General features: G+C 73.9%; 22 protein-coding genes and 1 tRNA gene. 14 read left to right on the top strand and 9 right to left on the bottom strand.

What is annotated here, in order from left to right; all coding sequences use genetic code 11:
* Positions 1 to 45: 45 nt before the first annotated feature.
* From ABZ793_RS30435 to ABZ793_RS30410, 6 genes are all read left to right on the top strand, one after another.
* A complete protein-coding gene (locus ABZ793_RS30435) occupies positions 46 to 927 on the top strand; it encodes a hypothetical protein (RefSeq protein ID WP_357463413.1) in 882 nt (293 codons plus the stop codon).
* Positions 928 to 1003: 76 nt separating this feature from the next.
* Positions 1004 to 2203 (top strand): fumarylacetoacetase, encoded by a 1200-nt coding sequence (gene fahA, locus ABZ793_RS30430; protein ID WP_357463410.1) that lies wholly within the window; start codon positions 1004 to 1006, stop codon positions 2201 to 2203.
* Positions 2204 to 2448: 245 nt separating this feature from the next.
* Entirely contained in the window at positions 2449 to 2658 is a 210-nt protein-coding gene (locus tag ABZ793_RS30425) for a DUF397 domain-containing protein (RefSeq protein WP_357463406.1), read from the top strand.
* Positions 2659 to 2761: 103 nt separating this feature from the next.
* Positions 2762 to 3235 (top strand): SRPBCC family protein, encoded by a 474-nt coding sequence (locus tag ABZ793_RS30420; protein WP_357463403.1) that lies wholly within the window; start codon positions 2762 to 2764, stop codon positions 3233 to 3235.
* A 68-nt stretch (positions 3236 to 3303) separates the two neighbouring features.
* Positions 3304 to 4554, top strand: coding sequence for a PQQ-binding-like beta-propeller repeat protein (locus ABZ793_RS30415; protein WP_357463400.1), 1251 nt, complete (start codon positions 3304 to 3306; stop codon positions 4552 to 4554).
* Positions 4555 to 4612: 58 nt separating this feature from the next.
* Entirely contained in the window at positions 4613 to 5035 is a 423-nt protein-coding gene (locus ABZ793_RS30410) for a hypothetical protein (RefSeq protein WP_357463397.1), read from the top strand.
* A gap of 111 nt (positions 5036 to 5146) precedes the next feature.
* On the opposite strand, the gene hisC is transcribed toward ABZ793_RS30410, so the two are convergent.
* Genes hisC through hppD form a run of 4 tightly spaced genes read right to left on the bottom strand, consistent with a single transcriptional unit; the run spans position 5147 to position 9132 of the window.
* Positions 5147 to 6250: a histidinol-phosphate transaminase gene (gene hisC / locus ABZ793_RS30405; protein WP_357463394.1), complete on the bottom strand. Its 1104-nt coding sequence runs from the start codon at positions 6248 to 6250 to the stop codon at positions 5147 to 5149.
* Positions 6247 to 7182: an RDD family protein gene (locus ABZ793_RS30400; RefSeq protein ID WP_357463391.1), complete on the bottom strand. Its 936-nt coding sequence runs from the start codon at positions 7180 to 7182 to the stop codon at positions 6247 to 6249. Before ABZ793_RS30400 ends, hisC begins: the two co-directional genes overlap by 4 nt.
* Before the next feature lie 22 nt (positions 7183 to 7204).
* Positions 7205 to 7915 carry an RDD family protein gene (locus tag ABZ793_RS30395; RefSeq protein ID WP_357463388.1) on the bottom strand — a complete coding sequence of 237 codons (711 nt, stop codon included), beginning with the start codon at positions 7913 to 7915 and terminating at the stop codon, positions 7205 to 7207.
* Positions 7916 to 7926: 11 nt separating this feature from the next.
* Positions 7927 to 9132: a 4-hydroxyphenylpyruvate dioxygenase gene (hppD, locus tag ABZ793_RS30390; protein ID WP_357463385.1), complete on the bottom strand. Its 1206-nt coding sequence runs from the start codon at positions 9130 to 9132 to the stop codon at positions 7927 to 7929.
* A gap of 157 nt (positions 9133 to 9289) precedes the next feature.
* Between hppD and ABZ793_RS30385 the strand changes: the two genes are divergently transcribed.
* The 3 genes from ABZ793_RS30385 (at position 9290) to ABZ793_RS30375 (ending at position 13076) form a co-directional block, all read left to right on the top strand.
* Positions 9290 to 9778 (top strand): Lrp/AsnC family transcriptional regulator, encoded by a 489-nt coding sequence (locus ABZ793_RS30385; protein ID WP_350706769.1) that lies wholly within the window; start codon positions 9290 to 9292, stop codon positions 9776 to 9778.
* Positions 9779 to 9907: 129 nt separating this feature from the next.
* A complete protein-coding gene (locus ABZ793_RS30380) occupies positions 9908 to 11341 on the top strand; it encodes a PQQ-binding-like beta-propeller repeat protein (RefSeq protein ID WP_357463381.1) in 1434 nt (477 codons plus the stop codon).
* 67 nt (positions 11342 to 11408) lie between these two features.
* Entirely contained in the window at positions 11409 to 13076 is a 1668-nt protein-coding gene (locus tag ABZ793_RS30375; RefSeq protein WP_357463378.1) for a fumarate hydratase, read from the top strand.
* Between the two features lie 61 nt (positions 13077 to 13137).
* Here ABZ793_RS30375 and ABZ793_RS30370 read toward each other — a convergent pair whose 3' ends face one another.
* A complete protein-coding gene (locus tag ABZ793_RS30370; RefSeq protein ID WP_357463375.1) occupies positions 13138 to 14979 on the bottom strand; it encodes a hypothetical protein in 1842 nt (613 codons plus the stop codon).
* A gap of 218 nt (positions 14980 to 15197) precedes the next feature.
* Here ABZ793_RS30370 and ABZ793_RS30365 point away from each other — a divergent pair, with 218 nt between their 5' ends.
* Positions 15198 to 16607, top strand: coding sequence for a class II fumarate hydratase (locus tag ABZ793_RS30365; RefSeq protein ID WP_357463372.1), 1410 nt, complete (start codon positions 15198 to 15200; stop codon positions 16605 to 16607).
* Positions 16608 to 16665: 58 nt separating this feature from the next.
* On the opposite strand, the gene ABZ793_RS30360 is transcribed toward ABZ793_RS30365, so the two are convergent.
* Positions 16666 to 17211 (bottom strand): CGNR zinc finger domain-containing protein, encoded by a 546-nt coding sequence (locus ABZ793_RS30360; RefSeq protein ID WP_357463369.1) that lies wholly within the window; start codon positions 17209 to 17211, stop codon positions 16666 to 16668.
* Between the two features lie 76 nt (positions 17212 to 17287).
* Here ABZ793_RS30360 and ABZ793_RS30355 point away from each other — a divergent pair, with 76 nt between their 5' ends.
* Entirely contained in the window at positions 17288 to 18253 is a 966-nt protein-coding gene (locus tag ABZ793_RS30355; RefSeq protein ID WP_357463366.1) for an EamA family transporter, read from the top strand.
* Positions 18254 to 18386: 133 nt separating this feature from the next.
* On the opposite strand, the gene ABZ793_RS30350 is transcribed toward ABZ793_RS30355, so the two are convergent.
* Together ABZ793_RS30350 and ABZ793_RS30345 are read right to left on the bottom strand one after the other, a co-directional pair.
* Complete coding sequence (locus ABZ793_RS30350) at positions 18387 to 19301, bottom strand: hypothetical protein (protein ID WP_357463363.1); 915 nt, start codon at positions 19299 to 19301, stop codon at positions 18387 to 18389.
* 120 nt (positions 19302 to 19421) lie between these two features.
* On the bottom strand, positions 19422 to 20069 hold the full coding sequence (locus ABZ793_RS30345) for a helix-turn-helix domain-containing protein (RefSeq protein WP_357463360.1): 648 nt from the start codon (positions 20067 to 20069) through the stop codon (positions 19422 to 19424).
* 63 nt (positions 20070 to 20132) lie between these two features.
* On the opposite strand from ABZ793_RS30345, the gene cysS reads away from it, so the two are divergent.
* Positions 20133 to 21548, top strand: a complete 1416-nt coding sequence (cysS, locus tag ABZ793_RS30340; protein WP_357463356.1) for a cysteine--tRNA ligase — start codon at positions 20133 to 20135, stop codon at positions 21546 to 21548.
* Entirely contained in the window at positions 21548 to 22681 is a 1134-nt protein-coding gene (rlmB, locus tag ABZ793_RS30335; protein ID WP_357463353.1) for a 23S rRNA (guanosine(2251)-2'-O)-methyltransferase RlmB, read from the top strand. The genes cysS and rlmB overlap by 1 nt, the downstream gene beginning before the upstream one ends.
* A gap of 75 nt (positions 22682 to 22756) precedes the next feature.
* Here the strand turns inward: rlmB and ugpC are convergent, their stop codons facing one another.
* A complete protein-coding gene (gene ugpC / locus ABZ793_RS30330) occupies positions 22757 to 23848 on the bottom strand; it encodes a sn-glycerol-3-phosphate ABC transporter ATP-binding protein UgpC (RefSeq protein ID WP_350706790.1) in 1092 nt (363 codons plus the stop codon).
* 333 nt (positions 23849 to 24181) lie between these two features.
* Between ugpC and ABZ793_RS30325 the strand changes: the two genes are divergently transcribed.
* Positions 24182 to 24258, top strand: a tRNA-Thr gene (locus ABZ793_RS30325).
* The last annotated feature ends 50 nt before the right edge of the window (positions 24259 to 24308 follow it).

Here is a 24308-nt window from a genome sequence, read left to right as displayed (position 1 = left end):
GACGCTGTTGTCCGTTCCTTGTAGCGTCCCGTACATTCTTGTCTCGTGTCAACGCAGGTGCCCGCGCTTCTCGACGGCCTCGTCGACGACGCCGCCGTCTTCCCGCCCGGCAGCGCGCCGCTGCCCGACGCCGTCGCCGCGCACCGGCGGCACCGCGCCTCCTGGTACGCCGACCTCGTCGGCCCGCTCCTGGTCCCCGCCTCGCGGCTGCCCGAGCTGGCCGCGCTGCTCGACGCGGGGGAGGAGATCGAGGTCGGCGTCATCGGCGACGTGCCGGTCGCCCGGCTCGACGAGGCGCTGGCCGGGGTCGACCCGCGCATCCGTGTCCGGCAGGCCGAGGCGGCGGTCGCGAAGCGCGGCGAGGACCCGCTGCCGGGCCTGCCCGAGCTGGTGGGGCTGGCCCGGCGGGCGAACCGGGCCGGCGCTCCCGCCGCCGGCGGCCTCGCCGTCTACGCCGAGGTGCCGTTGACGTTCGGGCTGATGGGGGCGCTGGACGCGCTCGCCGCGGCCCGCGCCGAGGGGCTGCCGGTCGCGGCGAAGTTCCGCACCGGCGGGCTGGCCGCCGAGCTCTTCCCGACCCCAGCCGAGCTGGCCGCGGTGATCTGCGGCTGCCGGGACCGGGGCCTGCCGTTCAAGCTGACCGCCGGGCTGCACGAGGCGGTCCGGCACCTCGACCCGGAGACCGGCTTCACCCACCACGGCTTCGCCAACGTGCTGGCCGCGACGCTGGCCGCCGCCGAAGGCGCCGGGGTGGAGCGGGTCGCCGAGCTGCTCACCGCGACCGACCCGCGCCCGCTGGTGCAGCGCGTCGAGGGCGCGCTGGCCGCCCCGCGCCCGCTGTGGGTCGGCTTCGGCTCGTGCAGCATCCTGGAACCACTGACCGATCTGATCCGGCTGGGGCTGGTGAACGGGGGCTTCGACGCATGAGCGAGCGTCAGCGAGCGAATCATCATTGCAGGCCGGTGACGCCTCAGGGCGGCCCGGAGCGCAGCGGAGGGCCGGCATGAGCTGGGTGACGGGTGCCGACGGATCGTCGTACGGGGTGGCCAACCTGCCGTACGGGGTGTTCCGCCAGGGGGAGCGCGAGCCGCGCGTCGGCGTACGCATCGCCGACTTCGTGCTCGACCTGGCCGGCGCGGAGGCGGCCGGCCTGGTGCTGGCGGCCGGCACGCTGGGCCGGCCCACCCTCAACGACTTCATGGCCCTCGGGCGCCCGCAGTGGACGGCCGTCCGGCAGCGGGTGACCGAGCTGCTCACCGACGCCGCCCACCGGCCGGCGGTGGAGCCGCTGCTGGTGCCGCTGGACGAGGTGCGGATGGTGCTGCCGTTCGAGGTGGCCGACTACGTCGACTTCTACTCCTCCGAGCACCACGCGGGCAACGTGGGGCAGATCTTCCGCCCCGGTCAACCGCCCCTGCTGCCGAACTGGAAGCACCTGCCGATCGGCTACCACGGCCGGGCCGGCACGGTGGTCGTCTCCGGCACCCCGGTCGTGCGGCCCAGCGGGCAGCGGGCCACCGCGCAGGGCCCGGTCACCGGCCCGTCCGTACGCCTCGACATCGAGGCCGAGGTCGGCTTCGTGGTCGGCGTGCCCAGCCGGCTGGGCACGCGGGTCCCCGCCGACGACTTCGCCGACCACGTGTTCGGCGTGGTGCTGGTCAACGACTGGTCGGCCCGGGACATCCAGGCCTGGGAGTACCAGCCGCTCGGCCCGTTCCTGGGCAAGTCCTTCGCCACCTCGGTGTCCGCCTGGGTGACCCCGCTGGACGCGCTCGGCGACGCCTTCGTCCCCGCGCCCGACCAGGACCCGCCGGTCGCCGACTACCTGCGCGACGTGCCGCACCTCGGGCTGGACCTGCGCCTCTCGGTGGAGTGGAACGGTGAGCGCGTCAGCGAGCCGCCGTTCGCCACCATGTACTGGACGCCGGCGCAGCAGTTGGCGCACCTGACCGTCAACGGCGCCTCGCTGCGTACCGGCGACCTCTACGCCTCGGGCACCGTCTCCGGGCCTGAGCGGGGGCAGGTCGGCTCGTTCCTGGAGCTGACGTGGGGTGGGGCCGAGCCGGTGAAGTTCGCCGGGGGCGAGACCCGCACGTTCCTGGAGGACGGCGACACGGTGAGCATCACGGCCACCGCGCCCGGCCCGGACGGCACCACCATCGCCCTGGGCGAGGTGACCGGGACGATCGTCGCCGCGCGCTGACCTCCCCACCGACGGGCCGGGTGGAGCCGCGCGAACGGCCGGCGTCACCTCCGCCGGCCCGTCCCGCCCACCTCCGCGCACGACGGACCCCGGTCGCACAGATGGTGCGACCGGCGTCCGTCCTTGCGCCGTTGATCGTCGCGGATTCCGTCGCCATGCCGCGCCGGGCCGGGCCGGACGCTCCCTTTCCGGCCCCGGTCCCGGTCGCCGGCGGGCGTCCCGACGACAGGAACAAGGTGACGACGATGAACGATCTCCCGGGCGCGGTCTGGCGTACCAGCAGCCGCTCGAACGACCAGGGCCTCTGCGTGGAGGTGGCGGACAACCTGGTCGACGTCCTCGGTGTGGTGGGCGTACGCGACTCCAAGGACCAGGCCGGCCCCACGCTGGCGGTCAGCCCGCCGGGGTGGGCGGCCTTCGTGGGCGGGATACGGGCCGGTCAGTTCGGCCGCTGACCGGGCGCCGGCTCGGGCTCGGGGCCTCCGGTGGTGGAAATTCCGCTCCCGGGGGCCCCGTTCCGCGCTCACCCGGCGTACCGTCGACGCCACGGGAGGTGGCATGTCGACGGTGGCGGTCACGGAGTTCGTGGAGGCGCACGACGCCGACCTCTGGCGACTGCTGACCGACCTGACCACCCGCACCCGGCGCTTCACCGGCCCGGTGGAGGTGCTCACCCCCGGCGCGTTCGGCCCGGGCACCGCCTGGCGGGAGGCCCGTTCCCAGCCCGACGGCACGGCGCTGGTCGAGGAGTTCGTCGTCATCGAGGCCGAGCCGCCCCGGCGGTTGGTGCTCGGCTCGCGGGGCGCCGGGGTGGACTACCGGATCACCTGGACGCTGCGCCCGGTCGAGCGGCGTCGCCGCGGCTGCACCGCCGTCACCGTCGAGCAGGAGGCGGTGCCGACCGCCCCGTACGGCCGGGTGGTCGCGCTGCTGCTCGGCGGGCTGGCCGCCCGGGCGGTCGAGCGCGCCCTGCGGCAGGATCTCGCCGACCTGGCCGCGGCGGCGGCCACCGGCACCGCCGAGGCGGCCTGACAGGGCGCGCGGCGACCTGACAGGGCCCTGACCGGCCCCGCTGGGTAGGGTGCCGGGCGGAGGTGCGCATGGGGTTCCCGAAGGGCCGGCGACGGATCGTGGTGGCGGTCGCGGCGCTGCTCGCCACCGCCGCCGTCGCGGCGACGGTCCACCGGGTGCTCGCCCCCGCCGAGGTCAGCACGCCCGCCCGGGGCGCGTACCCGCCGGCCGCCGCCGCGGCCGTCGGCGTGGTCGGCCGGCTCCCGGTCGCCCCGCTGATCGTGGACGGCCGGCTGAGGGTCTACGCCGCCCACCGCCAGATCTACGCCGACCGACCGGTCGACGGCCGGCACCGGACCACCCCGTACTGGTCGTACCGGCGTTGGCCGGCGGAGCTGGACGGGGTGGTGGCGAGCGGGACGACGGTGGTCAGCCGTTGGTCGGACGGGCGGCTCGTGGCGTTGGACGCGCGTACCGGCCGGGTGGCCTGGGAGGCGGCGGGGCCGGCGCCGGTCGGGGAGCGGGCGGTTCGGCGCACCGGCGCGGCCACGGTCTGGGACCCCCAGGGTGTCTTCGTCGCCCGTGCCGCCGACGGCCGGCAGGTGGTGGTGGCGACGGGCGCGGGCGCCCGCGGCATCGACCTGGCCGACGGCCGTGAACTCTGGCGGGCCGACGCGGATCCCGGCTGCCGGGAGGCGGTCGGCACGACGGCGTCGGGGCAGCTGATCACCGTGGACGCCTGCGCGGGTCCGGCCGTGGTGGAGTTCCGCGACGCCGCGACCGGCGTGGTCGGCGTCCGGTGGCGGCCGCCCGGGGCCGGCGACGAGCTGGTGGCGACGCCGGTGGGCTGCGGGACCGGTCGGGTCGGGTGCGCCGCCCTGCGGACCGCCGCGCCGGGGGAGGACGCGGGCCGGGGGTGGCTGGTCGGCGACGGGGAGCCGGTCCCCGCCCCCGCCCTGGACCGGCCGGACGCCGAACTCGTCGACGGGACGGCGGTGGCGGTGGTCGACGGGGTGCCGGTCGCCCGTTCGGCCCGTACCGGCGCGGAGCTGTGGCGCCGTCCCGACCTGCCGGCGGCACGGCTGCTCGCCGTCCAGCCCGGCCGGGTGCACCTGCTGACCGAGACGAACGACCTGGTGACGCTGGACCCGGTGACGGGGGCGCAGCGGTCCTGGTTCGCGTTGAACGCGGGTTCGGACGGGATCGGCTGGGCACCCGGCGCGGCGTACGCGGCGGGCGGCTTCGTGGCCGTGGAGCGGCTCCGGGAGCCGGTCGATCCGACGGGGGACGACCAGCGCTACTACCTCACCTCGGAACCGGTGATCCTCGCCGCGACGTGAAGACGCCACCCGCCCGGCTGCTCGACAAAACGGACATAAGTTACCTATAGTCCCACCTGTGCGCCTCCTGGCCGCCCTGTTGGGCGCGATCCTGATCCTGGTCACCGCGTCGCCCGCCGACGCCGCGCCGTCCGGCCGGACGGTCCGGCTCGCCCGGACCGCCGGGGTGGACATCACGGTGCCCCCCGCCGTGAACCTCGGCGTCGGGTTCATCGGCGGCACCCTGACCGGCCAGTTGGGTGTCGTGGAGGTGCGCGACTCGCGCGGGCCGGTGAAGCTGGCCCTGGCCGGCGGCTGGACCAAGCGGACCGCCACCGGCACGGTCAGCTTCGGCGCGGTCCCCGCCGCGGCCAGCGCCGTCGACGGCTCCGACGAGGTGCTCACCGGGGGACTGGTCACCTCGGCTCTGGTGGTGGCGCTCTTCGCGGTCTACGCGTACCGCCGGCGGGCCCGGTTCCGGCCGCCGGTTCCGGCCGCCTGAGACGTCCGGGTCGGTCCGCGGGGGGATGGCGGACCGGCCCGGTCACCGCCGGGCGCCCGACCCGGCCGGCCGCGGGGCGCCCGTCGGCCGGCCGGATCGGGGCGACCCGGCTCAGGCCAGCGCCGCCTCGGCGACGGCGAGGAAGGCGTCGTTCTCGGCCGGGGTGCCGATGGTGACCCGGACCCCGTCGCCGGGGAACGGCCGGACGATCACGCCCCGGGCCTCGCACGCCTTGCCGAAGTCCACCGCCCGGTCGCCCAGCGGCAGCCAGACGAAGTTCGCCTGGCTGCCCGGCACGTCCGGGACGAGCTTGCGCAGCGCCTCGGTCACCCGGTCGCGCTCCGCCACGACGAGGCCGCACCGCCGCCGAACCTCGTCGGCCTGGCCGAGCGCGGCGAGCGCGCCCGCCTGCGCGGCCATGCTGGTGGAGAACGGCGTGACGACCTTGCGCACGGCCGCCGCCACCGCCGGCTGGGCGACCAGGAAGCCGATCCGCAGGCCGGCCAGGCCCCAGGCCTTGGAGAGCGTCCGCAGCACGACCACGTTCGGCCGGTCGAGGTAGGTGAGGCCGTCCGGCACCTCGGGGTCGGTGACGAACTCCCGGTACGCCTCGTCGATGACCACGAGCACGTCCTCGCCGACCGCGTCGAGGAACCGGTCCAGCTCGGCCCGGCGGACGGACGTCCCGGTCGGGTTGTTCGGGTTGCAGACCAGGATCATCCGGGTGCGGTCGGTCACCGCCTCCGCCATCGCGGCCAGGTCGTGCCCGTGCCCGGCGTCGTTGGGCACCCGTACGCTGGTCGCGCCGCTGGTCGCCGCGATGATCGGGTACGCCTCGAAGGAGCGCCACGAGTAGAGCAGCTCGTCCCCGGGCAGGCAGGTGGCCCGGACGAGGTGCTCGGCCAGCGCCACCGAACCGCAGCCGGTGGCGATCCGGTCGGCGTCCACGCCGTACCGCTCGGCCAGCGCCTCGCGCAGCGCGACCACGCCCATGTCCGGGTAGCGGTGCACCCCGGCGACGGCCTCGGCGACGGCCTCCACCACGCCGGGCAGCGGCCCGTACGGGACCTCGTTGCTGGCCAGCTTGATCGCCTCGGGGAGCCCCAGCTCGCGGGCCAGGTCGGCCGGGCTGCGGCCGGGCACGTAGTTGGGCAGCGCGTCCAGGTCGGCGCGGGTCAGCCGCAGCGCCGGCTGGTGGCGTCCGGTGTCGGTCATGGGGTGTCTCCCGAGGGGTCGGTTCGGTCGTCCGGGTTGGTCCGGCGGGTGCGGGGGAGCTGGACCACCACGGTCTGCGCCCGCTTGTCGTGCAGGGCCTGGCGCAGCGGGTGGTCGAAGAGCGGGGAGATCGCGTCGACGAGCTGGAGCAGCAGGCCGAGGCCGCAGCAGTACCACAGCAGGGTGGGCAGGCCGAGGGTGTTCCACCGGCGCAGCGCCCGGCCGAAGCCGAGCGGCTCGTCGGCGGCCACCGGGAGCACCTTGATGCCCACCACCCGCTTGCCGAAGGTCTGCCCGCCGGCGGCCGTCGTCGGCACCTCGTACGCGAGCCAGAGCGCGGTGGCGATCAGCAGGATGACGACCTGGAGGCCGCCGGCCTGCTCGCTGGGCTGCGGCAGCCCCTCGGTGGAGGTGTCGCCGGCCAGCGCCCGCCGGAACACCTCCCGCCAGTACGGGGTGACCTCCTCGACCAGCCGCCACACGAACCAACCGTTCACCACGGCGTTCAGGGCGAGCACGATGGCGAAGTCGATCATCCGGGCGATCAGCCGGGCGCCGAACCCGGCCAGCGGGAGCCCGTGCGGGCGGGGCTCCGGCGGCCGTCCCGGCCAGTTCCCCGGCGACCAGCCGGGCGGCGGCCCCTGCGGGTGACCGTGGCCCCGCGGCGGCTGCCAGGGATGAGGCTGCCCGGGGTACGGCTGCCCGGGGTACGGCTGCCCGGGGTGGGGTTGCCGGCCCGCGGGCGCGCCCGGCGCGGAGACCGGTGCCGCGGGCGGCGTCGGGGCGGGCGCGGGCGGCGGCTCCGGCGGCGGTGGTCCCTCGGGCGGGGTGGCATCGACGGGGATCGGCGCGCCGATCCAGCCCTCGCCGTCCCACCAGCGTCGGGTGTCCGGATCGGCCGGGTCGACGTACCAGCCCGGTTCGATGCTCACGGCCTGGCCTCGTTGCGCTCGCTCACGCAGACACCTTAACGACGACGGTGCCGGCGAACTTGTCGTGGAGGCACTGCTGCCAGGGCTTGTCCCACAGTTGCCAGAGTCCGTCGAGGTAGCTGAGGCCGGGGAGGAACACCGCGGCGACGTGCTGCACGGCGTACCGCTTGCCGGCCATCCGCCGGTCCAGCGTGGCGGCCGGGTCGAGCGGCACGACCCGCAGCTTCATCACCCGCTTGCCGAAGGTCTGCCCCGTGCGCTTCATGTACTCCACGTGGTAGAGCCAGTAGAGCCCGAGCATGAGCACGAACAGGCCCAGTTCGAGCAGGAGTATCGGCAGCATGAAGTCGGTCATGAAGGACCCGGGGTCCGGCTCGACGAAGGTGCCGTCCGGGTTGGTCCGGGTCAGCTCGGCCATCATGTTCCACCAGAGCAGCAGGAACGCCGGCAGGAAGAGGACCATCGCCACCAGCGTGCTCAGCCCGACGTCGATCAGCGCGGCGAGCAGCCGGTCGGCGAAGCTGGCGAGCGGCTGACCGCCGGGGCCGGTCGGCGCGGGGTGCGGGGTCCAGCCGGGTGGCGGGGCCCAGCCCGGCGGGACGTGCCCGGGTGGGGCGTACTGCGGCGGCACCGCGTACCCCTGGCTGGTCGGGCCGGAGGGCGGCGCGAAGCCGCCGGCGGCGGGCGTGGGCCCACCGGCCGGCGGCGTCGGGTACGACGGAGGCTGCGTCACGCTCGACAGTGTTACAGGTTGCCGCGCTTCTCCTGCTCGCGCTCGATGGCCTCGAAGAGCGCCTTGAAGTTGCCCTTGCCGAAGCCGAGCGAGCCGTGCCGCTCGATCAGCTCGAAGAAGACGGTCGGACGGTCCTGCACCGGCTTGGTGAAGATCTGCAGCAGGTAGCCGTCCTCGTCCCGGTCCACCAGGATCTTGCGGGCCTTCAGCTCCTCGATCGGCACCCGCACCTGGCCGATCCGGGCGCGCAGCTCCGGGTCGTCGTAGTACGAGTCCGGGGTGTCCAGGAACTCGACGCCGGCGGCGCGCATCGCGTCGACGCTGGCCAGGATGTCGTTGGTGGCCACGGCGATGTGCTGGGCGCCCGGGCCCTGGTAGAACTCCAGGTACTCGTCGATCTGCGACTTCTTGCGGGCGATCGCCGGCTCGTTGAGCGGGAACTTCACCTTGCGGGTGCCGCTGGCGACGACCTTGCTCATCAGCGCCGAGTAGTCGGTGGCGATGTCGTCGCCGACGAACTCGGCCATGTTCGAGAAGCCCATGACGCGCTTGTAGAACTCGACCCACTCGTCCATCCGGCCGAGCTCGACGTTGCCGACCACGTGGTCGACGGCCTGGAAGAAGCGCTTCGGCTGGACGCCAGCGTCGATCATCGGCTGCCGGTCCACGATCGGCTTGCGGGCCACGAAGCCGGGCAGGAACGGGCCGGTGTAGCGGGACCGGTCGACCAGCGTGTGCCGGGTGTCGCCGTACGCGGCGATGGCGGCCAGCCGGACGGTGCCGTGCTCGTCGCTGACGTCGTGCGGCTCGACGAGGCCGGTCGCGCCCTGCGCGGTGGCGTGCGCGTACGCGGCGTCGACGTCCGGGACCTCCAGCGCGATGTCGGAGACGCCGTCGCTGTGCTTCGCGACGTGCTCGGCGCCCTCGGCGTCCGGGCGGACCGCGCCGGTCAGCACGAACCGGGCCGAGCCGCTGGTCAGCACGTACTGGGCGTGGTCGCGGTAGCCCTGCTCCGGCCCCCGGTACGCCACGCACGTCATCCCGAACGCGGTGGAGTAGTAGTGCGCCGCCTGCTTGGCGTTGCCCACCAGGAAGTGCACGTGGTCGAGGCCCTTGACGGGGAACGGGTCGCGGCTGATGTCGTGGTCGACGGCGCCGACGAGCACGTCGATGTCGACGTCGTCGGTCCCGTGGGGTCGGTCGATCGCCTGGGTCATCGCGGTCTCCCTCAAGTACCGGTCGGCCTCGTGGCCGCCGCCGTGGTCGGTGCGGGTCGTTCTGCTGGTTCTGTGGCGAGGATCGCGGTGACCGGCGCACTGGGCAACTGTCGGCATGGAAGCTGGTCAGGTTGCGCATTCAGTAGGGTATTCAGCCATGAACGCTGGTCAGGCTGTACAGCTCGACGCCCTCGACGCGCGGTTGATCGAACTGCTCGCCGAGGAGCCGCGGATCGGGGTCCTGGAGTGCTCCCGGCGCCTCGGGGTCGCCCGGGGCACCGTGCAGGCCCGGCTCGACAAGCTGGTCGAGCGGGGGGTCGTCGGCGGGTTCGGTCCGGAGATCTCCCCGGCGGCGATCGGGTTCGGGGTGACCAGCTTCGTCACGCTGGAGATCAGCCAGCGGCACGGGCACGACCGGGTGGCCGCGCACCTGGCCGCGATCCCGGAGGTGCTGGAGGCGCACACCATCACCGGCTCCAGCGACCTGCTCTGCCGGATCGTGGCCCGCTCGAACACCGACCTCCAGCGCGTGATCGACCAGATCGTCTCGTACGAGGGCATCCGCCGCGCCTCGACGATCATCGCGCTGGCCGAACAGATCCCGTACCGCACCCTCCCCCTGGTTCGCTCCGCCGCCCGGGGGTGAGGAAGGCGCCCCACCTGTGCCCGGGAGCGATGGCAGCGGGTCCTTCCCTACCGCACCCGCGCGGAGAAAGGGCGGCGACACGGCGGTGCGGGACGGCGGGAGCGCGGCGGTCGTCGCTACGGTGTGCGTGTGGCGAAGGCGGGCGGCCTCGGATGGCGTGGCGGGCTGCTGCTCGCGCTGATCGTGGTCGTCGCGCTCGCCGCGACCGGAGTGTGGAACCCGTTCCCCGGCGTGTGGGACTGGGTCGACCGCAGCGAGCCGATCTCCGAGCCGGACGTGGTCTGGCAGCAGCGGGTCGGCGGCACCCCGCGCAGCGTGACCATCGCGGGCGACACCGTGGTGGTCGAGCAGCGCACCCGGGTGGAGGCGCGCAGCCTCGCCACCGGCGACCAGCTGTGGGAGCGCAAGGCCGACTGGTCCGCGGTGGCCGGCGGCGACCGGGACGCGGTCGTCGTCGTGGGCAAGCTCCTGGTCAAGGGGTACGAGGTGCTCGACCCGACCACCGGCGCCACGCGGCGGCGCGACGGCGACGCGGTGGCCGTCTGGACGTACCGCAACCTGCTGCTCGACGCCCGCTGCGTCGACGCCACCGACTGCACGATCAGCGCCTGGGAGCCGCGCGGCACCGCCCCGGTGTGGACGGCCTTCGTGCCCGGGGTGCGCAGCGGGCTGCTCGGCGACAACCCGGGGCTGCTCGGCACCCGCCGGCTCGACGCCGTCCGGATCGACGAGGAGGTGGCGGGGCCGGAGGCGGTGCCGCCGCTGCTCGGTTTCCCCATCGACGGCCGGGTGCACGTGCTCGACACCGCCACCGGGCGGGTGCTCCAGAACGTCGAGCCCGGCCGGGACGAGCGGCTGTCGGTGGTCGGCGGCCGGCTCCTGCGGATCACCGCCCGATCCCAGGACGGCACCTGCTACTTCGCCATCTCCGGCCGAGACCCGGCGACGGGCCGGGAGACCTGGCAGCGGGCCGGGGTCAACCTGCGCACCGCCGACAACGCCGGCTGCGTGCAGCGGGAGGACCCGCAGGGGGCGCGGAACGTGCTGATCGGCGTCGCCCCGGACGCCCGCGAGGCGGTCCTCGACGGGTACGACGGGCGGCTGCTGCTGGTGGCCGCCGCCGGGGAGCGGCTGCTCGCCGTCGACGACCGCCACGCCCTGGTCCGCCCCGCCGACAAGCGGGCGGTGGTCAGCCACGAGCTGGGCACCGGACGGGTCCGGTGGACCCGTCCCGCCAGTGCGAAGGCGGGCGCCGCGCTCACTCCGTACGCGGCCGTGCTCGCCGACGAGAAGCCGTCCCGGCTGGTGGCGCTCGACCCGCGTACCGGGCGGGAGTTGGCGAGCCTGCGGACCGCGGCGAACGCCCTCGCGGTCGGCCCGAACGGCATGGTCATCGGCGAGGGACGGGAGATCGGGTACGTCCGCTTCGGCGGCGCGGCCGGCGCCCCGGCGGGGCCCGGCGACGGCGGCGTACCCGGTCCCGGCGGCGTCCCGGGCAGCACGGCGGGGGTTCCCGGGCCGGCGGACAGCTGCGGCCCGAAGCGGGAACTCTGCCCCGGATGAGAGCGGCGTCCCAGGACCGACCCGGCGGGTGCAACTGATCGACCCTTCTGCCCTAGGCTTTCCGCTCATGAGCAGTGCCGCCGCGTTCTCGTACGCTCCCTTGCTGCCGACCGGTCCGGACCAGACGGAATACCGCCTGGTCACCGACGAGGGCGTCGACGTCGTCAACGGCCCGGGAGGCCGCCGGTTCCTCACCGTGGAGCCGACGGCGCTCACCGCCCTCACCGCGGAGGCGATGCACGACATCGCACACTTCCTGCGCCCCGCGCACCTGGCCCAGCTGCGGTCGATCATCGACGATCCGGCGGCCTCGCCGAACGACCGGTTCGTCGCGCTCGACCTGCTGCGCAACGCCAACATCGCGGCCGGCGGCGTCCTGCCCATGTGCCAGGACACCGGCACCGCGATCGTGATGGGCAAGCGCGGCCGGCACGTGCTCACCGACGGCAGCGACGCCGAGGCCGTCTCGCGCGGCGTCTACCAGGCCTACACCCGGCTCAACCTGCGCTACTCGCAGCTCGCCCCGCTCACCATGTGGGAGGAGCGCAACACCGGCAGCAACCTGCCGGCGCAGGTGGAGATCTACGCCGAGGACCCGGACGGCCACCCCGACGCGTACAAGTTCCTCTTCATGGCCAAGGGCGGCGGCTCGGCCAACAAGTCGTACCTCTACCAGGAGACCAAGGCGCTGCTGAACCCGACGCGGATGATGCAGTTCCTGGAGGAGAAGCTGCGGCTGATCGGCACCTCGGCCTGCCCGCCCTACCACCTGGCCATCGTCATCGGCGGCACGTCGGCCGAGTACGCGCTGAAGACCGCCAAGTACGCCAGCGCCAAGTACCTCGACGCGCTGCCCACCTCCGGCTCGATGACCGCGCACGGCTTCCGCGATCTGGAGCTGGAGGCCGAGGTGCTGGAGCTGACCCGCAACTTCGGCATCGGGGCGCAGTTCGGCGGGCGCTACTTCTGCCACGACGTGCGGGTGGTCCGGCTGCCCCGGCACGGTGCCTCCTGCCCGGTGGCGATCGCCGTCTCGTGCTCCGCGGACCGGCAGGCGGTCGCCAAGATCACCCCGTCGGGCGTGTGGCTGGAGCGTCTCGAAACCGACCCGGCGCGGTACCTGCCCGACGTCACCGAGGCGCAGCTCGACGCCTCCGAGGTGGTCCGGGTCGACCTGAACCGGCCGATGGACGAGATCCGCGCCGAGCTGTCGAAGTACCCGGTGAAGACCCGGCTGTCCCTGACCGGTCCGCTGGTCGTGGCCCGCGACATTGCGCACGCCAAGATCGCCGAGCGGTTGGACGCCGGCGAGCCCATGCCGCAGTACCTGCGCGACCACGCGGTCTACTACGCCGGCCCGGCCAAGACCCCGGAGGGCTACGCGTCCGGTTCGTTCGGCCCGACCACGGCCGGCCGGATGGACGCGTACGTGGAGAAGTTCCAGGCCGCCGGCGGCTCCCAGGTGATGCTCGCCAAGGGCAACCGGTCGGCCCAGGTCACCCGCTCCTGCCAGCAGCACGGCGGCTTCTACCTCGGCTCGATCGGCGGCCCCGCCGCCCGGCTCGCCCAGGACTGCATCAAGCACGTGGAGGTCCTGGAGTACCCGGAGCTGGGCATGGAGGCGGTCTGGAAGATCGAGGTGGAGGACTTCCCGGCCTTCATCGTGGTCGACGACAAGGGCAACGACTTCTTCGCCGAGGTCACCAAGCCGGTGCTGACGGTCGGCCGCCGCTGACTTCGCGTACGCGACGAGGGGCGCCGGGCAGCAGCCCGGCGCCCCTCGTCGTCTTCGTACGTCAGCTCGCCCGGTTGGCGTAGAACGCGCCGCTGAAGGTCTCCGACGCGATCCCGTCGGCGGTTCGGGTGTACACGGTGATCCGGTGCAGCCCGGCGGTCGTCGGGGTGTAGCCCACCGACGCCGAGCCGTCGGCGCCCGCCGCGACCGTCTGGGCGGGGAGCCCGTCGAAGGAGTAGACGAACTCCGTCACCCCGGGCATGCCGGCCTGGAAGACGAACGTCCCCGGCGTGCCGGCGACCGCCCCCTGGAACTTGTTGATCGGGTACTCGACGGAGCTGACCGTGGGCTTGGTCGCCAGGTAGAAGCGGTAGGTGCCCTCGCCCGACGGCAGGCCGCCGGCCGTCCGGCTGCGGACGTACACGTCGTTGTAGCCCGGCTTCGTCGGCGTGATCGTGACCGTGGCCGTGCCGTCGGCCGCCGCGGCGACGGTCTGCTCCGGCCCGTCGTTGAGCCGGTAGGTGTACTGGACGACGTCCTCCATGCGGGGCGCGAAGGTCAGGGCGCGCGGCTGGCCGTACGCGGCCGTCGGGTTGCCGTCGGTGATCGTCGGGCTGGTGGTGCGCACCCGGAACACGTAGCTCGTGGCCGGGGAGCGGTTGCCCGCGCGGTCCACCGCCTCGACGGTCAGGATCGTCGGCCCGTCGCGGTCCGGGGTGATCGTGACGGTCGCCGAGCCGCCCGGCGCGTCCACGGGCACCTCGGTCGCCGGCTGCCCGGACAGGCCGTACCGGAATTTCACCGTGTCGGCGTCCCCGCCGGCCGAGAAGGTGAACTGACCCGGGATGCCCGGACCGCCGTACCAGCCGAGATCGTTGGGATAGTCGGTGGAGCTGACCGTCGGGGCTGCGGGCTGCTGCGTGTCGACGGTGAACCGGCACTCCGGTGACCAGGCGGAGGTGCCGCCGGCCCCGTCCGTGCCGCGGACGGCGAAGGCGTACGTCCCGTCGACCAGCTGACCGGCCGTGACGTCGTACCGGAAGACCGACCCGGCGGCCTTGGCCCCGGTTGTCCGCTCGGTCCGCCTAGTCGGGTCGCTCACCGGCCACCAGGCGAAGGTGGCGGTCACCGGCTCGGTGTTCGACGGCACCGCGTCCGGGTCGGTGACCTTCGCGCTCAGGTACGGCGTGGTCGTGCCGATGTGCAGCGCGTCGGCGCAGGGGAGCCCGTTGACGCCCAGGTCGGTCGGCACGTCCGGCGGCGTGTTCGCCTCGATGGAGATGCCGAGTTCCCTGATCCAGCGGCCGTAGGGCAGCTTTTCCTCGTGGTCTCCGGCGATCCGTGCCATGAAGGTGACCGAGGTCTGCCCGGCCTCGACCGCCTGCCGTACGGCGTCGGTGAGCAGCACCTCCAGCTGTCCCTGGCAGGGAGCGGTCGGCGCGATGTCAGCGATCTTCTCTCGAACCGCGGGTGACGTCTGCCAGGTCGGTGCGCTGGTCGGTACGTCGGTCCGCCACAGCTCAATTGCGCGTGGCTTCGAGCAGTCGTTGACCGCCGTCTCCTCGGTGACACCGAGGGCGCGGATGATGCGCTTGCCCTGGAACGGAGAGAGGTCGTAGGTGAAGTAGGCCCGCGAGGTGTGCTTGTCGTCGTCGGACTCCCAGGTGCCGACCGGCACGGTGCCGTCGGTCTCCGGGACGGCGGTCGACGGCTGACGGGCGTCGGTCCAACTGCCGCTGGCCGGCAGGATGAACTGGTACCCCCCGGCGGTTGCCGGCGCGGCGGTCACGAGCAGGGCGCTGGTGGTGGTGAGCAGGGCGGCGAGGCCGGTGGCCAGGAGTCGGCGCGGAACGCGCCGGCGGCGTGTGACGGGCACGCCGGTGGAGCCCCCGTTGATGTGCAAGAGGAACCCTCCATGAGAGATGAGAAGTTCCATGAGTTTAAGTTCGTGAGTCGGTGTCCCGCGCCCGACTTTCGGCGGAGACGGCCGGCCCGGCCGACCGACGAACCTCCGGGCTGGCACTGTGCCGCGCGGCCGCGTCGTCGGCGGCGCGGGGGCCTGCCACTACTCGCCGAGCTGGACCGGGCGATCATCTGCACGCCGGCGCGCGGCGCGGCAGGATGGTAGGCGTGACGACTCCAGAGGCGACGGGCTACCGGATCGAACGCGACTCGATGGGCGAGGTGGAGGTGCCCGCCGAGGCGCTGTGGCGGGCCCAGACGCAGCGCGCGGTGCAGAACTTCCCGATCTCGGGCCGGGGGATCGAGCCGGCCCAGATCCGGGCACTGGCCCGGATCAAGGGGGCGGCGGCCGAGGTCAACGGCGAGCTGGGCGTGATCGACGCGAACGTGGCCACGGCGATCGCCGCCGCGGCGGCACACGTGGCCGACGGCGGCTACGACGACCAGTTCCCGATCGACGTGTTCCAGACCGGATCCGGCACGTCGTCCAACATGAACACCAACGAGGTGATCGCCACGCTGGCCAGCCGTGAGCTGGGCCGGGACGTGCACCCGAACGACGACGTGAACGCCTCGCAGTCGAGCAACGACGTGTTCCCGTCGTCGATCCACCTGGCCGCCACCGAGGCCGTCGCGCGGGATCTCCTGCCCGCGCTGGCCCATCTGGCGGAGGCGCTGGAGGGCAAGGCGGCGGAGTTCGAGACCGTGGTCAAGGCCGGGCGTACCCACCTGATGGACGCCACCCCGGTGACCCTCGGGCAGGAGTTCGGCGGGTACGCCGCCCAGGTCCGCTACGGCATCGAACGGCTGGAGGGCGCGCTGCCCCGGCTGGCCGAGCTGCCGCTCGGCGGCACCGCGGTGGGCACCGGCATCAACACCCCGCTCGGCTTCGCGGCGAAGGTCATCGAGAAGCTGCGCGGATCGACCGGGCTGCCGCTGACCGAGGCGCGCAACCACTTCGAGGCGCAGGGCGCCCGGGACGCCCTGGTGGAGACCTCCGGGCAGTTGCGCACGATCGCCGTCGGCCTCTACAAGATCGCCAACGACATCCGCTGGATGGGCTCGGGACCCCGGGCCGGCCTGCGCGAGCTGCGCATCCCCGACCTCCAGCCCGGCTCGTCGATCATGCCGGGCAAGGTCAACCCGGTGGTCGCCGAGGCGATGCGGCAGGTCTGCGCCCAGGTGATCGGCAACGACGCCGCCGTCGGCTTCGCCGGCTCGCAGGGCGACTTCGAGCTGAACGTCATGCTCCCGGTCATGGGTCGCAACCTGCTGGAGTCGGTCCGGCTGCTCGCCGCGTCGAGCCGCCTCTTCGCCGACCGACTGGTGGTCGGCCTGGTCGCGGACGCCGAGGTCTGTCTGGCGTACGCGGCGGGCTCGCCCTCGATCGTCACTCCGCTCAACCGCCACCTCGGGTACGACGAGGCCGCCTCGATCGCCAAGGAGGCGCTGGCCAAGCAGGTCTCGATCCGGGAGGTGGTCATCTCCCGGGGGCACGTCGACTCGGGCAAGCTGAGCGAGACCCAGCTCGACGAGGCCCTCGACCTGCTCCGGATGACCCACCCCTGAGCCCCGCCGTCACCGGTCGGTTCCGCCCGGTCGGTCCCGGGGACCGCGTCGGTAGGCGTCAGGGCCGGGGGCGGCCCTTGCGGGCCCGGTAGGCGGCGACGGCGGCGCGGTTGCCGCAGCCCGCGTCGCAGAACCGGCGGGAACGGTTCTTTGACAGGTCGACCAGCACGTTCGCGCAGTCGGGGTGGTCGCAGATCCGCAGCCGGCCCAGCTCGCCGTAGCGCACCAGGTCCGCCATCGCCATCGCCGCCTCGACGGCGATCCGGGTCGCCAGCGGCGCGTCGCGCGGCACGGCGTGGAAGTGGTACGGCTCGTCGTCGTGCGTGATGAGCTGCGGCAACGCGCGGTTCTCGCGGAGCAGCCCGTTGAGGATGGTGACGACCTCGTCGGTGTCGGCGTACCAGAGGCGGCGCAGCCGGGGGCGCAGGTCGCGTACCGACCGCAGTTCGGCCTCGGTGTGCTCGTGCCGCCCCGTGTAGCCGTGCGCGGCGTAGAAGGCATCCAGGGCGGCGATGTCGGGCAGCCCCTCGCCGTCCGGGCGGTCGGTGTTGACGAGTGCGGCGGCGGCGGTCAGGGAGCAGTCCGTGTCATGGGCGAAAGGCAACTTGACTCCTGTCGGGGTGCCGGCCTAGCGTCATGAGCATAGCGGCAGTTGACTCATGACAACTAGGAGCGGACCGATGCGCCAACCACCCGCCGCCGGGCTCGGTCTCGGCCTCGCCCTGCTCTCCGCCATCACGTTCGCCACGTCGGGCACGTTCGCCCGCTCCCTGATCGACGCGGGGTGGTCCGCCGAGGCCGCCGTGGCGGCCCGGGTCGGCATCGCCGCGCTGGTGGTGGCGATTCCCGCGGCGCTGTCCCTGCGCGGGAAGTGGGACGTGCTGCGGCGCAACCTCGCCGCGATCGGCGTGTTCGGGCTGCTCGGGGTCGCCACCGCGCAGGTCTGCTTCTTCAACGCGGTCCGCTACCTGCCGGTCGGCGTCGCGCTGCTGCTGGAGTACCTCGGCATCATCCTGGTCGTGGGCTGGATGTGGCTGGTCCACGGGCACCGCCCCCGCCGGCTGACCGTGGCCGGCTCGGTGGCGGCGATCGCCGGCCTGTTCTTCGTCCTCGACCTGACCGGCACCACCGGGCTCGACCCGGTGGGTGTGCTGTGGGGGCTGGCGGCGGCCGTCGGCCTCGCCGGCTACTTCGTGCTCGCGGGCCGGGTCGACGCGGGCCTGCCCTCGGTGGCGATGGCCAGCGGCGGCATGGCCGTCGGCGCGGCCGTCCTGTTGCTGCTCGGGGCGGTGGGAGCGCTGCCGCTGCGGGCCACCTTCGGCGAGGTCACCTTCGCGGGGCAGCGCACCAGCTGGCTGCTCCCGATCGTCGGCCTGTCGCTGGTCGCCGCCGTGGTCGCGTACCTCGCCGGGATCGCCGGGACCCGCATCCTCGGGGCCCGCCTGTCGTCGTTCGTCGGGCTGACCGAGGTGATGTTCGCCGTCCTCATCGCCTGGCTGGTGCTGGGCGAGCTGCCGACCGTCGTCCAGCTCTTCGGCGGCACCCTGATCGTCGCCGGCGTCGCGCTGGTGCGTGTCGACGAGCTGCGCGCGCCCCGGCCCGAGGAGCGCCCGGAGCCGCGCCCCACGGAGCCCTCCCTCTCCTGATGCGGGCTCGCGGGCGAGTCCGCTTCGAACTGTACGCGCACGAGAACGGCCTGCCGGAGAAGCCGGACGCCGACGTGCCCACGGTGGCGGACTGCCCGTCCGGTTGGCCGGTCCCCGGGGATGACACGTCCGGTCAGGGCCGCCAGCCCCGGGCGGCGAGCGCGGCGCGAACCTCGCGCAGGACGCCCGGGAAGTCGTGGCGCAGCCGCCGACCCGTCAGGTGCACCACGAGCCAGCCCGCGCCGACGAGCCGGGCGAGCCGGTCCAGGTGCCCACGATCGGCCCCGGCCTGCCGCGACTCGTCGAACGCGACGGCGACGCGGAGTGCCGGCCACGCCAGGTCGAGGTGCCAGCCGAGCCCGGACGCGAGCCGGACCGGGTGCCGGGCGACGGGGCGCGGCAGCCCGGCGAGCACCAGCCGCACCCGCAGCTCCGACTCGGCCGGCGACCGGGCGCCCGGATCCGCCAGGCCGAACACCCAGCGCGCCCGCCGACCGCCGGGCCGGGCGGCGTGGCGGCGGGCGAGGTCGGCGAGCGCGGCGCGGCTGGTGAGCCCCTCAGCGAGCAGCGCGTCGACGATGCCGACCGCGCGGAACGGCTCCAACCAGACCGCCGTCTCCCACGCCGCCGCGGTGGGATCCGTCCTCGGGGGTGGGCCGGCGGTCCTGAGGGCCGCCTCCGGTGCGGGCGGCGGCGACGCGGCCGGGCCCACGGAGTGCACGCGCAGGCCGCGCTGCGGGCCGAGCCGCGTCGTCCTCGGGACGAGCACGTGCACGTCGTCGGTGAAGGCCGCGGCGTGCCCGACGCCGTGCAGGCAGGCCGCCGAGGGACCGGCGACGACCGCGTCCGGCGGGAGCCGCAGCATGGCGGCCCGGCAGGCCAGGGCGTGGTCCCGGGGCAGGCGGGCGTCGGCGTAGACGTCGTGCCGCAGGCGCAGCCAGGCCGAACTGCGCAACTGGTGCTCGGTGAGCAGCGCCTGGCGGACCGCGTCCGAGCCGCGGAAGACCTGCCAGGCCAGGGCCCTGGGGCGATGGGGTGCGGGTGGCATACGCACCAGCCTGCGCGCCGCCCGCCCCGCTCCGGCACCCCTGTGGACGACCGCCGCCGCGCCCCGAGGCGTCCCCTGTGGACAACCGTCCGCGTGGCCGGCGGATGTGGTAAGGGACGGTCAGGACAGGGCGGTGGCGATGGCGGTGGCGGCGGCGAGGACCTGGGCGCCGACCGCCTCGGTATCCAGCGGTGCCAGCGCCACCACCCCGACGCTCGCCTCCAGCCCCGGCACGCCGAGCACCGGAGCGGCCACCCCGTACGCCCCGGACTGGAGCTCCCCGGCGGTGCTCACCGGGCCGGCGGCGCCCGTTCGGCCGGCGAGGATGGCCCGCCCGGCCGCCCCGCGCTCCAGCGGGTGCCGCGCCCCCGTCCGGTACGCGACATGGAACGCCGTCCAGGTCGGCTCCACCACGGCGAGCGCGACCCCCTCCCCGCCCTCGACCACGGTCAGGTGGGCGGTCGCGCCGGCCTGCTCCGCGAGGCGGCGCAGCGCGGGCAGCGCCCCCTCGGCCAGCAGCGGCTGGGCCCGCCGGGCCAGGTGCAGCACCCCGACGCCGAGGCGCAGCCGGCCCTCGCCGTCGCGGCGCAGCATCCCGTGCGCGGTCAGCGCGCCCACCAGCCGGTAGACCGCCGCCCGGCCGATGCCCAGCCGGTTCGCCGCCTCGGTGACGGTCAGCCCGCCCGGCGCGTCGGCGACCAGGTGCAGCAGCCGCAGCCCCCGGTCCAGCGTCTGCGCCGTCTCCCCGCCCCGCGCCGTCGTCTCCACGCCCAGCAGCGTACGACCCGGCTCCGGACAACCCGGGAAAGCGTGGACGGCTACCCTTGTACGGTGACGCTACGCCTGTATGACACCGCCACCCGATCGGTGCGGGACTTCGTCCCGCGGGAAGCCGGCAAGGTGGGGGTCTACCTGTGTGGTCTCACCCTCCAAGCCCCGCCGCACATCGGCCACCTTCGCTCCGGTGTCAACTACGACGTGCTGCGCCGCTGGCTGCTCGCCGCCGGCTACGAGGTCACCTTCATCCGCAACCTGACCGACATCGACGACAAGATCCTGGTCAAGGCGGTGGAGCGGGGGCGGCCGTTCTGGTCGATCGCGTACGCCAACGAGCTGATCCTCACCGAGTCCTACCGGGCGCTCAACGTGCTGCCCCCGACCTACGAGCCGCGGGCCACCGGGCACATCCCGGAGATGCACGAGCTGATCGCCAAGCTGATCGCCGACGGGCACGCCTACCCGGCCACCGACGGCTCCGGCGACGTCTACTTCGACGTCTGCTCCTGGCCGGCGTACGGGTCGCTGTCCAACCAGTCACCCGCCGACATGCAGTCGGCAGGGGACGCCCCCGAACGGGGCAAGCGGGACCCGCGCGACTTCGCACTCTGGAAGGGCGCCAAGCCCGACGAGCCGGCGGACGCCTACTGGCCGTCGCCGTGGGGGCGGGGCCGGCCGGGCTGGCACATCGAGTGCTCGGCGATGTGCTGGCGCTACCTCGGCGCCGAGTTCGACATCCACGGCGGCGGGCTGGACCTCACCTTCCCGCACCACGAGAACGAGATCGCCCAGTCGCAGGCGGCCGGGCTGCCGTTCGCCCGCTACTGGGTGCACCACGGGCTGCTCAGCATCGCCGGCGCCAAGATGGGCAAGTCGCTCGGCAACGCCCTCGACCTGGCGTACGTCGACTCGCTCGGGGTGCGCCCGGTGGAGCTGCGCTACTACTACGCCGCCGCGCACTACCGCTCCCGCATCGACTACTCGGAGGACGCGCTGCGCGAGGCGGCCGTCGCGTACCGCCGGATCGAGGGCTTCGTGCAGCGGGCCGCCGAGCGCGTCGGCGCCGGCCAGCTCGGCGAGCTGCCGGGTGCCTTCGCGGCGGCGATGGACGACGACCTGAACACCTCCGCCGCGCTCGCCGTCCTGCACGAGGTGGTCCGCGACGGCAACACCGCGCTGACCGGCGGCGACGATGTGACCGTCCGCACGGCGCTGGCCTCCGCCCGCGCCATGCTGGATATCCTCGGGGTCGACCCCCTCGACCCGGCGTGGACCGGTGGCGGCCGCGCGGACGACCTGCGCGGCGTGGTGGACTCCCTGATCGCGCTGGCCCTGGAGCAGCGCGCGCAGGCCCGCGGTCGCAAGGACTGGGCCGCCGCCGACGCGGTACGCGACCAGCTCAAGCAGGCCGGCGTGGTGGTCGAGGACACCCCCCAGGGCCCCCGTTGGACTATTGGAGAGCAGGACTGATGGCCGGCAACTCGCAGCGCCGTGGCCGGCGACTGACGCCGAAGGCGGGAGCCCCGAAGGGCTCCGGCGGCAAGAACAAGGACGCCCTCGCCGGGCGGGGCAGGACCCTGCCCGCCGACGAGCGGCCCTGGCACAAGGCCTACTCGGGCACCGAGAAGCTGCCCCAGCGCACCGCCTGGAAGCAGGACAAGGAGCGCCGGGTGGCGGCCGAGGAGGGGCGCGCCCCCAAGGTCGGCCAGCCCGGCACCAAGGACACCACCTGGGGCAAGGGCGGCGGTCGTGGCACGCCGGGCGGCGGCGGTCGTGGCACCGCCGGCCGGGGTGCCCGCCCCGCCGGCCGTGGAGGCCCCCGGGTGGCCCCGGGCCGCAAGTCCAACCCGGCCAAGGACGCCCCGGAGCTGCTGGTCGGGCGGAACCCGGTGCTGGAGTCGCTGCGTGCCCAGGTGCCGGCGACCGCGCTCTACACCGCGCAGGGCATCGACATGGACGACCGGGTCAACGAGATCGTCCGGACGGCCGCCGACCGGGGCATCGCCATCCTGGAGATCAGCCGCGCCGAGCTGGACCGGATGACCGGCGGGGTGCTGCACCAGGGCATCGGGCTCCAGGTGCCGTCGTTCGCGTACGAGCCCTTCGAGGACCTCGTCGCGGCGGCGCTGGAGCAGACCGCCCCGCTGCTGGTGGCGCTGGACGGCGTGACCGACCCGCGCAACCTCGGCGCGGTGATCCGGTCCGCCGCCGCCTTCGGCGCGCAGGGTGTCTTCGTACCGGAGCGGCGGGCGGCCGGGATCACCGCGACCGCCTGGCGGACCAGCGCCGGCGCGGCCGCGCGGGTGCCCGTCGCCCAGGTCACCAACCTGACCCGGTCGCTGAAGGCCTGCCAGGACGCCGGCTTCGTGGTGGTCGGCCTGGACGCCGACGGCGAGACCGACCTCTACGACCTGGAGGCCGCGGTCGGCCCACTGGTGGTCGTGGTCGGCTCCGAGGGCCGGGGGCTGTCCCGGCTGGTCGGCGAGACCTGTGACCTCACGGTGAGCATCCCGATGGTGTCCGACGTCGAGTCGCTCAACGCCAGCGTCGCCGCCGCGGTCACCCTCGCCGAGGTGGCCCGCCGCCGGGCCGCCGAGGGCTGAGCCCGCAGACACGGAACGGGCGGCCCGCCGATGGCGGGCCGCCCGTTTTCGCTTACGTCAGCTCAGCGCCGTACGTCAGATGCGGTTGCCGGTGGCCGCGTTGAACACGTGGCTGCGGCCCTCGCGCGGCTTGACGAACACGGTGTCGCCCATGTTCGGCATGGTGCGCCGGTCGGTACGGACCACGAAGCGCTCGTTGTTGCCCTCCAGCGCGGCGTGGCCGTAGACGTTGGCGTCCGAGCCGAGGTCCTCGACCAGCTCGACGACGACCGGCATGCCGCCCTCGGTCGGGCTGACCAGGTCGCAGTCCTCCGGCCGGAAGCCGACGGTCACCTTGCTCTCGCCGCCGTCGGCGCGGGCCGCCTCGACCTGCTCACGGGTGAGCGGGATGGTCAGGTCGGCGAACGAGGCGCCCCGCTCGCTCAGCGGCACGGTCTTGATGTTCATGGCGGGGGAGCCCATGAAGCCAGCGACGAAGACGTTGGCCGGGGTGTCGTAGAGCGCCCGCGGGGTGTCCACCTGCTGGAGGACGCCGTCGAGCATGACCGCCACCCGGTGGCCCATGGTCATGGCCTCGACCTGGTCGTGGGTGACGTAGACGGTGGTGACACCCAGCTTGGCCTGCAGCGACGCGATCTGGGTACGGGTCTGCACACGCAGCTTCGCGTCGAGGTTCGACAGCGGCTCGTCCATGAGGAAGACCTGCGGCTCGCGGACGATCGCCCGGCCCATGGCCACCCGCTGGCGCTGACCGCCGGAGAGGGCCTTCGGCTTGCGGCCCAGGAACTCCTCGAGCTGGAGCAGCGCCGCCGCCTCCTTGACCCGCCGGTCGATCTCGGCCTTGGAGGTCTTGCGCAGCTTCAGCGCGAACGCCATGTTCTCGTACACCGTCATGTGCGGGTAGAGGGCGTAGTTCTGGAAGACCATCGCGATGTCGCGGGCCTTCGGCGGCAGGTGGGTGACGTCCCGGTCGTCGATGTGGATCGAACCCTGGTCGACGTCCTCCAGGCCGGCGAGCATGCGCAGGCTGGTGGACTTGCCGCAACCGGAGGGGCCGACCAGGACGAGGAACTCGCCGTCGCCGATCTCCAGGTCGAGCTGGTTGACGGCGGGACGCTCGGTGCCCGGGTAGATCCGGGACGCCTTGGCGTAGGTGACCGTAGCCATGGTCAGGTGCTTCCTTTCACCGGCAGGAACGTGCCGGACGATCCGAGTGGAAGGAGCGGCCGGCGCGTGTGTGCACCGGCCCACGGGCGACGCGCCGATGATCGAGGTGTCATCCGTGTCACTGCACGGTAAACGGCTTTCCCCGACCTGCCAAGGCGCGGAGCATCGGATGGGACGGATGGCATACACATTCCGGGCACTCGGGCACGGGCGGACATCAATCGCCCCCGCTCTTTCGAGTGTCGGGCCGACGCGTGGACGTTTCCGGTGCTCGCAGGGCCTGCCGAGCGGGAAATCCGGACGTCAGTCGCTATGCTGACGTCGACACCACGCGCCCCTGTAGCTCAGCTGGCCAGAGCACTCGCCTTGTAAGCGAGATGTCGCCGGTTCGATCCCGGCCGGGGGCTCCAATACACCACCACCTGCGCAAACGTCGGTAAGCCTCCACGAGAGGAGTACC

Source organism: Micromonospora sp. NPDC047465 (genome assembly GCF_040643125.1).
GTDB lineage: Bacteria > Actinomycetota > Actinomycetes > Mycobacteriales > Micromonosporaceae > Micromonospora.
Note: the sequence above shows the minus strand (reverse complement) of the source record. Positions and strands in the feature narration are given on the sequence as shown.